Here is a 13,313-nt window from a genome sequence, read left to right on the forward strand (position 1 = left end):
ATGCTGTCCTTACAACAGCGCCTGGCGAAGGCTTCGCTGGCCGATAACCTCACGGAGATCGCGCGGCAGATTCAGGCCGATCCGGTCAGTGCCGATCTGCGCGCAGCCTTTGTTCAACTGCTGTGCCTGGCAGGCAACTGGCAGCGCGCGCAAATCCAGCTGCAATCCTGGCTGGCGTTAACGCCACAGGCGCAGCCCACGGTAAACCTGCTGCAACAGGCGATTGCCGGCGAACAGCAGCGCGCCGCAGTGATGAGCGGCGACGCGCAGCCACAGCTGCCGGGCAGCGCCTGGCACTGGTGTGAATCCCTGCTGGCGGCCCTGCGCGCAGATATCGCCGGGGAGCACGCCCGCGCGGCCACACTGCGTGCCACGGCGCTGGAACAGGCGGAAGCCAATCCCGGCCAGCTGCAGCAGCAGGGCCAGTCAGCTGCGTTTGCCTGGCTGATGGATGGCGACAGCCGTTTTGGTCCGGTGTGCGAAGCCATCGCCAATGGTCGCTACTACTGGATTCCGTTCGCCGCAATTCAGGAAATGACGTTTCAGCCGCCGGCCAGCGTAACCGATCTCATCTGGCGGCATACCCGCGTACAGCTGGTGGATGGCAGTGAACAGATCTGCCAGATTCCGGTGCGCTATCCGCTGCAGCAGGGGGCGGATGAGCGCTATCTGCGCGCCAGCGTAACGGAGTGGCAGACGCCGGGCAGCGCCGGCGATCAGTTTATCGGTCAGGGGCAGAAAGTATGGCTGAGCGATAACGTTGAGGCTCCGCTGCTGACGCTGGAGCAGCTTGTGTTTCACGCCGCCGGGATAAACGATGAGTCGTGATAATCCGCAAAACGACGGCTATGCCCAGCTGCATGGCGGCTTTCGTGCACGCAAAAATCGTGAAACGTTAACCGCCCGCGACAAGCTGCAGTCTTCGCTGCTGGATCGCCTGACCGACCATGCACCCGACAAACGTCACGAAGCCAGCAACACCACGCTGATTTCCCACACTACCCTGCGCCGTCACGTCCTGCGCGATCTGCAGTGGCTGTTCAACACCATCAATAACGAAGCGCAGCAGGATCTGAGCGGATTTCCGGAGGTGCGGCGCTCGGTGTGGAATTTTGGCGTGGCTCCGCTGGCCGGACAGAATATCTCCGATATTGAATGGCACGAAATGCAGCGCAAAATGACCGATGCCATTCTGCATTTTGAGCCACGCATCCTGCCGCAGGGATTACAGGTGCGCTGCGTCAGCGATCTGAAATCGCTCAGCCTGCACAACGTATTATCGATTGAGATCAAAGGCCGGCTCTGGTGCGTGCCTTATCCGCTGGAGTTTCTGTTCCGCACTCAGGTTGATCTGGAGAGCGGCCATTTTGAACTACAGGATGCAGGCTAATCATGGACAGCAAACTGCTCGATTACTACAACCGCGAACTGGCTTATCTGCGTGAGCTGGGCGCGGAGTTTGCCGCGCGCTATCCGAAGGTCGCTGGCCGTCTCGGCATGCGCGGTATTGATGTTGCCGACCCTTACGTGGAGCGGCTGATGGAAGGGTTTGCCTTCCTGACCTCGCGCGTGCAGCTGAAGATGGACGCCGAATTTCCCCGTTTTTCCCAGCGTCTGCTGGAGATGATCGCCCCCTCGTATCTGTCGCCGACGCCGTCAATGGCCATCGCCCAGCTGACCCCGGACAGCCGCAAAGGCGATATCAGCGGCGGTTTTCGCGTGCCGCGCGGCACCATGCTGGAGAGCCAGAATCTGAAGAAAACCGGCGTGACCTGCAGCTACACCACGGCGCATGAGGTAACGCTGCATCCGCTGCGCATCAGCGACGTCTCTCTGGGCGGGGTACCGGGCAATATGCCGCTCGGAGAGCTGAAACTCAGTGGCCTGGGCGCCGCCAGCGCGCTGCGGGTGCGTATTGAGTGTGAAGGCATCGCGTCGCTCAGCCAGCTGAACGTGAACGAGCTAATGCTGTTTCTCAGCGGCCCGGATATTCAGGCATTAAAACTGCTGGAACTGCTGATGCAGCATCGCGTGGGTATTGTGCTGCAATCGGTGGAAGCCACGCCGCTGCGCCAGGTTCTGCCGGATGAGGCGCTGCAGCAGGAGGGGTTTGCCCCGGAGCAGTCGCTGCTGCCGGATGACCTGCGTAATTTCGATGGCTACCGGCTGCTGCAGGAGTATTTCTCCTTTCCGGCGCGCTTCCAGTTTGTCAGCCTGAATCAGCTGGCCACGTTCCTGCGCCGCTGCGATAACGCCAAAGCGTTTGACATCATTATCCTGCTGGATAAAGCCGACAGCGCGCTTGAGAGCGTGGTAGACCGCAGCCATCTGGCGCTGCACTGCACGCCGGTGATCAATCTGTTTCCGAAAACAGCCGAGCGGCTGAAAGTCAGCGACAGCCAGCATGAATACCATCTGGTGGTCGATAATATCCGGCCGCTGGACTATGAGGTGCACTCCGTGCAGCGCCTGTTCGCCACGGTGGAAGGCAAACGCGAAGAGCAGGTCTTTCGCCCGTTCTGGAGCACCTTCAGCGGCGATGACGGCGATTACGGCGCCTACTTCTCGCTGCGCCGTGAGCAGCGCACGCTGTCTGAACATGCACAACGTTACGGCACGCGTACCGGTTATATCGGCTCGGAAGTGTTTCTCTCGCTGGTGGATGAGCACCACACGCCGTGGCGTGATGACATGCGTTATCTCTCGGCGGAGGTGATGTGCACCAGCCGCGATCTGCCGCTGATGCTGCTGCAGCAGGAGCAGGGCAACTTTGTGATGCCGGATTCCATTCCTGTTAGCCAGCTGACGTTGTGCAAAGGCCCGACGCCGCCGCGCCCGGCACTGGCAGAAGGGCTCTCTGCGTGGCGCCTGATCAGCCATCTGCAGATGAACTACCTGAGCCTGATGGACAGCAGCAACGGCGAAGGCGCCGCGGCGCTGCGTCAGTTGCTGAGCCTGTATGCGAATCTGGCGGATGCTCCGGTGGCGCGACAGATAGAGGGCATTCGCCGCTGCCAGCTCAGCGCGGTCAATCGCCGCGTACCGGAACCCGGACCGGTGGTGTTTGCGCGCGGCGTCAGTATCACGCTGGATGTTGACGAGCAGGCCTTTTCCGGTGCCAGCCCGTGGCTGCTGGGCAGCGTGCTGGAGCGGGTGTGCGGGCGGCTGGTGGCGCTGAACAGCTTTACCGAATTTACGCTGAACAGCCAGCAGCGCGGCGAAGTGGGTTACTGGCCGCCGCGCATGGGCAGGAAGGCGCTGTTATGAGTGACGCACAGGTCATCCCGTTGCAGCGCATCACGCGCCTGCCGGACGATTTCTGGCATCAGGTTATGGCAGCCCCGTGGCGTTATGACCTGTTTCAGCTGCTGCGCCGGCTGGATGCGCAGAGCGGCCAGCGCTATCCGCTGGGCCGCGCACCGCTGCCAAAGTTTGAGTCGGTACGCATCGGTCAGACACCCTCGCTGGCGTTTGCCCCGGCCACCGTCGCCGGCGTGCAGCAGCGTGAAGAAGATCAGCGGCATGAGGTCTCGATTTACAGCTTCGGCCTGTTTGGCCCCAACGGCCCGCTGCCAACCCACCTGAGTGAATATGTGCATGAACGCATCGTGCACCATCAGGATCACAGCCTGGCCGCATTCGCCGACATCTTTCATCATCGCGCCACGCTGCTGTTTTACCGCGCCTGGGCAGATGCGCAGCCCACGGTTTCGCTGGATCGCGCCGACAACAGCCGCTTTCGTGACTACCTGGCCTGCCTGGCCGGCATCGGTTTGCCTGCGCAGCAGCAGGAAGGATCGCTCAGCCTGCATGCGCGCCTGATGCTGGTCGGCCACCTCAGCCGCCATGGTCATGATGCGGAAGGGCTGGTGCGCATTCTGCGCCACTACTTCGGCGTGCCGGTACAGCTGGAACAGAATGTGCCGCAGTGGCTGACGCTGGACCCGCGCGATCAGGCGCGGCTGGGCGCGGGACGTCAGATGCCGCGTCTGGGCGCGTCCGCGTTTCTGGGGGTGGCGGTGCGCGATGTGCAGCACCGCTTTCGCCTGCGGCTTGGCCCGCTGAGCGCCGCGCAGTATGCCCACTTTCTGCCGGATGCGCCGGGCGCGCGCGAAGTCCGTGACTGGGTGCGTCACTATCTCGGCATTGAAATGCAGTGGGATCTCAGCCTGATTCTGGCGGCTGATGAGGTGCGCAGCGTTACGCTGGGTGGCACGGCCCGGCTTGGCTATACCAGCTGGCTCGGTCAGACCGCACAGCCACAGGATCGTGAAGATTTTATGTTTGAGGTTGAGGCAGCGGTTCGCTAGCTCAACGGCTTTTCCCTCTGTTACACAGCCTGCTTCTTTGATTAAAGAGACCCGATATGTCAGAAATCAGCCGCGCCGTATTATTCGGCAAACTGGATACGCTGTTATTTACCTCGCTGGAAAGCGCCACCGCCTTTTGTAAACTGCGCGGCAACCCCTATGTTGAGCTGGTGCACTGGCTGCACCAGCTGATGCAGCAGCAGGATGGCGATTTACAGCAGGTTATCCGCCATTTTTCACTGGATGAAAACGCGCTGACGCGGGATATCGTTGCGGCGCTTGATCGCCTGCCGCGCGGTGCAAGCGCCATTTCCGATCTCGCAGAACACATTGACAGCGCAGTCGAGCGCGCCTGGGTTTACGCCTCGCTGAAATATGGCGCGACGCGTATTCGCGGCGGTCATCTGCTGATTGGCATGCTGAAAACCTTCACGCTGGCCAGCGTGCTGAAAAACATCTCCGGCCAGTTCGCCCGGATTAATGCGGATGCGCTGCTGGAGCAGTTCGACACGCTGCTGGCCGGCAGCAAAGAGGCGCAGCAGACGATGGCGGCAGCCCCGGCGACCGAAGGTGCTGCGCCCGCTGCAGGCACCAGCACGCTGGCGCAATATGCTCAGGATCTCACTGCGCGTGCGCGTGAAGGTCGCATTGACCCGGTGACCGGCCGTGATGAAGAGATCCGGCAGATGGTGGATATTCTGATGCGTCGCCGTCAGAACAATCCGCTGCTGACGGGCGAAGCGGGCGTCGGCAAAACTGCGGTTGTGGAAGGTCTGGCGCTGCGCATTGCCGCGGGTGACGTGCCGGCACCGCTGCAGGATGTGCAGCTGTGGCTGCTGGATATCGGTATGCTGCAGGCGGGTGCGGGGATGAAAGGCGAGTTTGAAGCGCGACTGCAGGCGCTGATTAATGAAGTGCAGTCCAGCCCGACCTCGATCGTGCTGTTTATCGATGAGATCCACACGCTGGTGGGCGCGGGCGGGCAGCAGGGCACCGGCGATGCGGCCAACCTGCTGAAACCGGCGCTGGCGCGCGGCCAGCTGCGTACCATCGGGGCCACCACCTGGGCCGAGTACAAAAAATATATCGAAAAAGATCCGGCACTGACGCGGCGCTTTCAGACCGTACAGGTGCAGGAGCCGGATGAGGCCAGAGCGATTCTGATGCTGCGCAGTACCGTCAGTGCGCTGGAAAAACATCATCAGATCCTGCTGCTGGACGAAGCCGTCAGCGCGGCAGTGAAGCTTTCCCACCGTTACATTCCGGCCCGCCAGCTGCCGGATAAAGCCGTGGCGCTGCTGGATACCGCCTGCGCGCGCGTGGCGGTGAGTCAGGGTGCGCAACCCGCGGCGCTGGAAGATTGCCTGCACCGCCTGTCCGCGCTGGAGATTGAAGCGGAAATCCTTGCACGTGAAAGCAAAGTTGGCCTGGGCGACGCTGCGCGCCAGCAGGCGATTGCTGCGGAGCGCGCGGAGCGGGAACGCGAGCGCGATGCGCTGCAGCAGCGCTGGCAGCAGGAGCGCGCGCTGGTGGACACGCTGATCGCCCTGCGCGCGCGCTGTGTGACCGAGGGCGAAGCCGCCCTGCGTGACGAGCTGGATGCGGTGCAGCAGCAGCTGCGCGAATTGCAGGGCGAAACACCGCTGCTGTTTGCTGCCGTGGATGCCAGCGTGGTGGCGGCGGTCGTCGCGGACTGGACCGGTATCCCGCTCGGCCGCATGGTGAAAAACGAGATCGATGCGGTGCTTAACCTCGCCGATACGCTGAACCAGCGCGTGATTGGACAGCGTCATGGTCTGGAGCTGATCGCCAAACGCGTGCGCACCTCACGCGCGCGGCTTGATAATCCGGATAAGCCGGTGGGCGTGTTTATGCTATGCGGCCCGTCAGGCGTCGGCAAAACCGAAACCGCGCTGGCGCTGGCCGAGTCACTGTACGGCGGCGAGCAGAACATTATTACCATCAACATGAGCGAGTTTCAGGAAGCCCACACCGTTTCCACCCTGAAAGGCGCACCGCCAGGCTATGTTGGCTATGGCGAAGGGGGCGTGCTGACCGAAGCGGTGCGCCGTCGCCCTTACAGCGTGGTCCTGCTGGATGAGATTGAAAAGGCGCATCCGGATGTGCACGAGCTGTTCTTCCAGGTGTTCGATAAAGGCTGGATGGAGGATGGCGAAGGGCGCCATATCGATTTCCGCAACACCATCATCATTCTGACCTCCAACGTCGGTACGCAGCTGATCAGCGCAATGTGCGCCGATCCGGAACTGATGCCGGATCCGGATGTGCTCAGCACCGCGCTGCGCAAACCGCTGCTGGAGGTGTTCCCGCCTGCGCTGCTGGGCCGTCTGCTGGTGGTGCCTTACTACCCGCTGAGCGACGCAATGCTGGCCGAGATCGTCCGCCTGCAGCTGGGCCGCATTGTGCGCCGGCTGGCCGACAACCACGGTATTGCGGCGCAGATTGACGATAGCGTGGTGCAGCAGATTGTGCAGCGCTGCACGGAGGTGGAGTCCGGTGGTCGCATGGTGGACGCCATTCTTACCAATACCCTGTTGCCACAGATGAGCCAGATGCTGCTGAGCGCCCACGCCCGCGATGAACGTTATCGCCGCGTGCAGGTGCGCTGTGAGCAGGGCGAGTTTGTTTGCCAGTTCGATGTCTAAAGCCGTTTGTGATCAGAGAGTTTTCGAAAATGTCGGAACACGATAATCCCCTCAACGTACCCAACGCATTGCCGGTGGGCTACCGATTCAATGAATTTGAAATTAAAGAAGTTATCGGCGGTGGCGGTTTTGGCATTGTGTATCGTGCCTGGGATCATCAGCTGGAACGTGACATCGCGATCAAAGAGTTTATGCCGGCTTCGCTGGCGGTGCGCAGCGATGATCTGAACCTGGTACTGCGCAGCGAGCGCTTCAGTAAAACCTTTCACGCCGGGCTGAACAGCTTTATTCAGGAGGCGCGCCTGCTGGCCCGCTTCAATCACCCTAATCTGCTGCACGTGCTGCGTTTCTGGGTGCAGAATGACACCGCCTACATGGGCACGGTGTTCTACAGCGGCACCACGCTCTCCACGCTGCGCGAGCGTAATCCGCAGTTGGTGGATGAAACCTGGATCCGCCGTCTGCTGCCGCCGCTGCTTGGCGCCATCAAAACCATCCACGAAGCCGGTTATCTGCATCGTGATATCTCACTGGATAACATTCAGATCCAGAGCAGCGGTGAGCCGGTATTGCTGGATTTCGGTTCGGCGCGCAAAACCATCGGTAATCTCTCGGACGAAAGCGAAACCATGCTGCGTCCGGGCTATGCGCCAATCGAGCAGTACAGCGATAACGACGAAAGCGAGCAGGGTGCCTGGACCGATATTTATGCGCTGGGCGCGGTGCTGCATACGCTGATTACCGGCGCGCCGCCGCCGGTCAGCGTGGTACGCAGCATTGAAGATAATTATCAGCCGCTGGCGCAGCGCCGTCTGCCGGGCTATTCCCAGGCATTGCTGGCGGCAGTAGACAGCGCGCTGGCGCTCAAACCGGAAGATCGTCCGCAGGATATTGACGCTTTCGCTGCGCTGATGGCGTTGCCGGAACGTGCACCGGAACCGCTGCTGAGCGCTAACCTCAGCGGGCCGGGCACCATGCTGGTGCCGGTAGAGGACGCCGAAGCCGCGGCCCCGGTTTCGCCGGTGAAGGCCCTGCTGGGGCACCGTTTTGCGCTGCCGGGGCTTGTGGCTGCAGGCGTGTTGCTGGGGCTGTGCGTCGGCCTGCTGATGGCCGGCGGCGACGAATCTGCCGCCCCGCCATCAACGGTGCAGAACAGCACGCCCGCGACACCTGCGGCAACCCAGGTGCCGGCTGCACCGCCTGCTGCCCCGGCACAGACGGCACAGCGCGATCCGCAACCGGCGGCGGACCCCTCACCGCCACCCGCACCGGTAGCGCAGGTCTACATCAGACTGCAGCAGGGTGAGCGCGTGCAGGTGAACGGTAAGCCGCAGGCGCTGGTGCCGGCAGCCAATGGGTTTGCCGCGCTGCAGCTGCCACCCGGCCAGTACACCTTTGCCATTAGCGGCCAGGCGGGCACGCGCCAGCAAACGCTGAACATCAGCGAAGAAGGCGTCTGGTTGCTCGATCCACACAGTTAACAGTCAGGGATTTACTTATGTTCTCACGTATTACCGCACAGCTGCCGGCGGACGGCCTGCTGTTCCACACGCTGAAGGGCACCGAGGCGCTGTCGCAGCCGTTTGAGCTGGAGGCCGGGCTGCTCTCCACCGACGCGCGCATCGACCGCCACGCCCTGCTGGGCCAGCCGGTGACGTTCACGCTGCCGACCGACGGCCTGATGAGCGCGCTGAGCCCGCGCTACCTCAACGGCAAAATCACCCGGGTGGCGGTGCGCAGCGAGGAGCTGAACGGCACGCGCTACGCGTGCTATGAGCTGACGGTGGAGCCGGACCTGTGGCCGATGAAGCGGGACCGCAACCTGCGCATCTTCCAGAGCCAGACGGTGCCGCAGATAGTGCAGACGCTGCTGAAGGAGTACGGGGTGAACGTGGAGTCGCGGCTGGCGGGCAGCTATCGGGTGTGGGAGTACTGCGTGCAGTATCAGGAGAGCAGCCTGGACTTTATCAGCCGGCTGATGGAGCTGGAGGGGATGTACTACTTCTTCCGGCACGAGGCGGAGCGTCACGTGATGGTGCTGTGCGACGGGCCGGACCAGCACCAGGCGTTTCCGGGGTATGAGACGATACCGTACCACGTGACGGCGTCGGGCGGCGTGGTGGCGGAGGAGGGCATCAGCCAGTGGTCGCTGGCGGAGAGCGTGACGCCGGGCATCTACAGCACCGACGACTACGACTTCCGCAAGCCGAACGCGTGGATGCTGCAGGCGCGGCAGAACCCGGCGTCGCCGGTGCCGGGCGCGGTGGACGTGTACGACTGGCCGGGCCATTTTGTCGAGCACAGCCACGGCGAGTCCTACGCGCGCATCCGTCAGGAGGTGTGGCAGGCGGAGCACCACCGCGTCAGCGGGTCGGGCACGGCAACGGGCATCGCGCCGGGCTTCACCTTCTCCATCCTCAACGCGCCGCACTTCAGCGACAACGGCGAATATCTGGTGACCTCGGCCACCTATGATTTTGCCGAAAACAGCTACGCCAGCGGCGACGGCGGCGACAGCCGGCACAACATCGACTTCACGGTGCTGCCGTCGTCGGTGACCTGGCGCACGCCGCCGGAGACGCCGTGGCCGAAGACGCACGGGCCGCAGACGGCGAAGGTGGTGGGGCCGAAGGGCGAGTCAATCTGGACGGACCGCTACGGGCGGGTGAAGGTGAAGTTCCACTGGGACCGCCTGGCGAAGGGCGACGACACGAGCTCGTGCTGGGTGCGGGTGTCGAGCGCGTGGGCGGGCCAGGGGTTCGGCGGGGTGCAGATCCCGCGGGTAAACGACGAGGTGGTGGTGGACTTCATCAACGGCGACCCGGACCGTCCGCTGATCATCGGTCGCGTGTACAACGAGGCGAGCATGCCGCCGTGGGCGCTGCCGGCGGCGGCGACGCAGATGGGGTTTTTGAGCCGTAGTAAAGATGGACACAAAGATAATGCCAATGCTCTCAGGTTTGAGGATAAAGCAGGGCACGAACAGATCTGGATTCATGCTGAAAAAAATATGGATACAGAGATTGAATGTAATGAGACACATAACGTCGGCGTTGACCGTAAAAAAACAATTGGACAGGATGAGAATGTCACGGTTAAGCGTAACCGGGATGCAAATATAGGCGTAAATTCAACCAGTAATACAGGAAATCAGCACAAAATAAACGTCGGTAAAAATCAGACTGTGCTAACCATGGACAAAGAGGGGAACGCTCTGCTGGAAGCCACAGCCTCTATTAAATTCAAAGTCAATGATAATTATATTCTCATTACACCCTTTGGTATAGAAATCATCGTCTCTGAAGGGGGACTTAAAGCAGAAAGTATTACTGAAGCCTCCTTTAAAGGCACGGAAATTACTAAGCTGGGAGGAGGAATAAATTCCGAACTTAAAGCGAATGACACGGTAACTATTACTGGAACTAACCTGACGGATATTAAAGGTGCTGTGGTTAAAGTTAATAGCTGAGTTTTTATACAGGAAAAATAATCATGGGGCAGCCTGCCGCCAGAGCGATCATAGATATCAGCGCACATACTGGTCCAATACAATCAGGGAGTCCTGATGTAATAATCGGGGGGTTTCCGGCAGCACGAAAAGGCGACACTTTATCCTGTTCCGATCATGGCAACGGATTGATTATCGGTGGTTCTGGCACCGTTTTAGTCAACGGTATACCGCTTGCACGCAAAGGGGATAAAACGCATTGTAATGCCGGTGGTACACCTCCGCCAGCAGATTCTAAACCTGCTGGGCCACATTACTGGGGCGGTTCATTAGCAAAAAAGGCCGGTGAAGATGGTATGCTTCATGGTGAAATTTATGATGCCCGCGTACTTGGTGCTTACGCCAGCCTGGAAGATAAAAACCTCAATGGAGATTTTGATACGGCATCGGCTGGTTTTGCGTTATCCGACATTACCCTGGGTAACCTTAAAAGCCAGGATCTCTTACGCGGAGAAATGCGTACTAAAGTCGCTGTTGCCAATGCCACTGGTTCTTTATACGGAGGTGGTAACGATATTTATGGTCTAAATACGAATGCGACCGCGACAGGCATACAGTATGGAGGCTCGGCTGCTGCAGGGAAAGAAGGAACATTATATGGAGGAGTAGCTGGTGATGTCACTATTGGCAGTGCAGAGGCCAAAGCCGTTGGTGAAATATACAGTGGCAACAAAGGCCGATACGGATTTACGCTTGAGGGTGGAGCCGAAGCAAAGGGTGTAAAAGGTGAAGTTTCAGGAAACATTGATATCTTAGGCATAGTCTCTGGCGAGGCTAAAGCAGATGCTAGCTTAGGTTCTGTGGGATTATCTGGTGGAGGAAGTTTTTTCTGGGATACTACAGACTCTTCAGCGAATTTAAGGGTTGCAGGTGGGGCCGCAGCGCTGATTGGTCTTAAAGGTGATGCAAGTTTGAAAGTGGCCTTTAAACCCATTCTGGACTTCTTTGACTCTCTGTATGGTGATGATGAAACTGTTAAAACACCTAAACAGCCACGCGGCGATGGGACAATCAAAACTGGTTGTGTTACTGTTTTGATCGGCGATTAAATCACTGGAGATAATTGCAAAATGAAATGGTTAGGTTTTATTGTTTTTATTATTATTACTTTTATTTACATCTGGAATGGAAGGGATGTTTTCTCAAAAAAGGAGTGGATGTCTTTTTCGATGCGGTTTCTCGCCGTTCTGATTGGTGCTTTTATTTTAGTGATTATTCTTGTGGGTGCATCTAAATATCTGCATTTGATCGATAGGGAAAGTGCAAGAGCACTATCAGTGATTATACCTGCTTCTATTATGACGATGTTGATTTCGAAATTATTCGTTATTGCTCTCTTTGCTCTATTCAAAATTATAATGCGTTTCCATCATCGTTACAACACTTTTGAGAACTATTCAAAATTGTCATCGATTGGTGATTCCTATGGGACAATGCTAAGCTTAATCGTAAAAGCAGTCGCTTCGTTTGGATGCGTTATTATGTTTTATGGAATCTGGTTTGGCAGCACTGTCTGAGTTAAAGAGGTTGTATGAATACAGCAAACAATTATGTCTTTCCTGTAATGTCAAACTATAACGACGAGGAGGTTAAGGAAAATTACTGGAAGTGTCAGTACACTTCCACTGATAAGAGAATGCTTCACTATTGGGTGGTCCTGCCCCGGCGCGTCAAGCCTGCCGAGCTGAAGCCACAAAATATTGCTGAAGTTGGCCTGACTAACATTGGGCGCTATTCGACCAATGATAATCAGCCCTACATGGAAGTCTGGGCCGCTTATGAACGCTGTCAGTGGGAGATGAACCCTTCAGATTGGTTGTTCAATAAGCTGGAGTTAATGGGTGAAAAAGTAATAAATAAACGATTAATTGTTAATCCAATCGGAAATGGAATTTTTGCAGACGTACTCACTCTTAAAACCCACTCTTCAGGTGACGAAGTTATTTCACGCTATACTGTTCACAAGGACTATAATCCTGAGGAAAGTGGTGGAAACTATTTTTTGATAAAAGCCGCTTGTGCATCTCGCGATTATCCTTTACTGGCTAATGATATTCATTTTATTGCGGTTAACTGGGATTTAATGCATCGCAGTAATCTTGCCTTTGCTGAACTTCTTCAGAGTGTTAGTTTAAGTAGTAATAACAATAGTGGTTTTAAAATTCCCGAATCCTGGCAAGTAAAACCTCTCAATGAAACGCGCCTGGTAATTGAACATACGTTTAATGGGGTCAACACTGGCGTGATTAATCTCTGCTTCTATTCACAAGAGATGTTATTTACAGAACAGGATGTTTTTAGCGTTTCAACTAAGCGTTTTCACGATCATCAGCCTGCAGTTATGTTGACGACTGACACTCTGAAAACGATTCCGAACGAGTTTAATTCTTCTTTTGGAGAAACTATCGCTACCTGTGCGGGAGAGATTGTAAGCGCTAAGGAAAAGATGAACGCTTTTTATCAGTGCTATGTTTTTAGTGTGGGGCAATTATGGTGCTATGCAGAATTAGTTGGCAGGCATCGAAATTACAAAAGCTATTGTTATGAAGCTAATAAGCGTTGCCTTGAGATTATCCTTTCCTCATTCCATCTTGAAAAAGTCTGATCAGGAAAATAAAACTCATGTTGAAGTATGGGTTTCTTTTTGATGCTTAGAAATAAAAGAATTAACGAGATTATTATTGATTTGCTATTTCTTAAGGACGTTACTTATCTTTTTAAACCAGAAAGGATTTGTTAAAACATTTCTATCCTCGCATCCATTATCTCTCATAAAAAAGTTATTTTAGTAAAAATTCTTAACTCTTCACTTTTACTGACACGCTTTAT

The 13,313-nt window shown here is 57.1% G+C and carries 10 protein-coding genes; all 10 read left to right on the forward strand.

Annotated features, from left to right (window positions below):
* From D8B20_RS02680 to D8B20_RS02725, 10 genes are read left to right on the forward strand one after another with little or no spacing between them, the layout of a single operon-like run.
* The gene (locus D8B20_RS02680; RefSeq protein WP_145886884.1) at positions 1-828 is read left to right on the forward strand and encodes a type VI secretion system accessory protein TagJ; all 828 of its coding nucleotides are present in this window, start codon (positions 1-3) and stop codon (positions 826-828) included.
* A complete protein-coding gene (gene tssE, locus D8B20_RS02685; RefSeq protein ID WP_145886886.1) occupies positions 818-1,390 on the forward strand; it encodes a type VI secretion system baseplate subunit TssE in 573 nt (190 codons plus the stop codon). The genes D8B20_RS02680 and tssE overlap by 11 nt, the downstream gene beginning before the upstream one ends.
* Before the next feature lie 2 nt (positions 1,391-1,392).
* Positions 1,393-3,267: a type VI secretion system baseplate subunit TssF gene (gene tssF / locus D8B20_RS02690; protein ID WP_145886888.1), complete on the forward strand. Its 1,875-nt coding sequence runs from the start codon at positions 1,393-1,395 to the stop codon at positions 3,265-3,267.
* Positions 3,264-4,310, forward strand: a complete 1,047-nt coding sequence (tssG, locus tag D8B20_RS02695) for a type VI secretion system baseplate subunit TssG (protein WP_145886890.1) — start codon at positions 3,264-3,266, stop codon at positions 4,308-4,310. The genes tssF and tssG overlap by 4 nt, the downstream gene beginning before the upstream one ends.
* Before the next feature lie 56 nt (positions 4,311-4,366).
* A complete protein-coding gene (tssH, locus tag D8B20_RS02700) occupies positions 4,367-6,976 on the forward strand; it encodes a type VI secretion system ATPase TssH (RefSeq protein ID WP_145886892.1) in 2,610 nt (869 codons plus the stop codon).
* A 29-nt stretch (positions 6,977-7,005) separates the two neighbouring features.
* Positions 7,006-8,457: a serine/threonine protein kinase gene (locus D8B20_RS02705; RefSeq protein ID WP_145886894.1), complete on the forward strand. Its 1,452-nt coding sequence runs from the start codon at positions 7,006-7,008 to the stop codon at positions 8,455-8,457.
* Between the two features lie 17 nt (positions 8,458-8,474).
* Positions 8,475-10,445, forward strand: coding sequence for a type VI secretion system Vgr family protein (locus tag D8B20_RS02710; protein WP_145886896.1), 1,971 nt, complete (start codon positions 8,475-8,477; stop codon positions 10,443-10,445).
* Positions 10,446-10,468: 23 nt separating this feature from the next.
* Positions 10,469-11,533, forward strand: coding sequence for a PAAR domain-containing protein (locus tag D8B20_RS02715; protein ID WP_145886898.1), 1,065 nt, complete (start codon positions 10,469-10,471; stop codon positions 11,531-11,533).
* 21 nt (positions 11,534-11,554) lie between these two features.
* Positions 11,555-12,001 (forward strand): hypothetical protein, encoded by a 447-nt coding sequence (locus tag D8B20_RS02720; protein ID WP_145886900.1) that lies wholly within the window; start codon positions 11,555-11,557, stop codon positions 11,999-12,001.
* A 14-nt stretch (positions 12,002-12,015) separates the two neighbouring features.
* Positions 12,016-13,089, forward strand: coding sequence for a hypothetical protein (locus D8B20_RS02725; protein WP_145886902.1), 1,074 nt, complete (start codon positions 12,016-12,018; stop codon positions 13,087-13,089).
* The last annotated feature ends 224 nt before the right edge of the window (positions 13,090-13,313 follow it).

It is taken from the genome of Candidatus Pantoea soli (assembly GCF_007833795.1).
Lineage (GTDB): Bacteria > Pseudomonadota > Gammaproteobacteria > Enterobacterales > Enterobacteriaceae > Pantoea > Pantoea soli.

Bases quoted from the DNA above. Each gene is read 5' to 3' on its own strand.
- D8B20_RS02680 (WP_145886884.1), top strand. From the start codon at position 1: ATGCTGTCCTTACAACAGCGCCTGGCGAAGGCTTCGCTGGCCGATAAC.
- tssE (WP_145886886.1), top strand. From the start codon at position 818: ATGAGTCGTGATAATCCGCAAAACGACGGCTATGCCCAGCTGCATGGC.
- tssF (WP_145886888.1), top strand. From the start codon at position 1,393: ATGGACAGCAAACTGCTCGATTACTACAACCGCGAACTGGCTTATCTG.
- tssG (WP_145886890.1), top strand. From the start codon at position 3,264: ATGAGTGACGCACAGGTCATCCCGTTGCAGCGCATCACGCGCCTGCCG.
- tssH (WP_145886892.1), top strand. From the start codon at position 4,367: ATGTCAGAAATCAGCCGCGCCGTATTATTCGGCAAACTGGATACGCTG.
- D8B20_RS02705 (WP_145886894.1), top strand. From the start codon at position 7,006: ATGTCGGAACACGATAATCCCCTCAACGTACCCAACGCATTGCCGGTG.
- D8B20_RS02710 (WP_145886896.1), top strand. From the start codon at position 8,475: ATGTTCTCACGTATTACCGCACAGCTGCCGGCGGACGGCCTGCTGTTC.
- D8B20_RS02715 (WP_145886898.1), top strand. From the start codon at position 10,469: ATGGGGCAGCCTGCCGCCAGAGCGATCATAGATATCAGCGCACATACT.
- D8B20_RS02720 (WP_145886900.1), top strand. From the start codon at position 11,555: ATGAAATGGTTAGGTTTTATTGTTTTTATTATTATTACTTTTATTTAC.
- D8B20_RS02725 (WP_145886902.1), top strand. From the start codon at position 12,016: ATGAATACAGCAAACAATTATGTCTTTCCTGTAATGTCAAACTATAAC.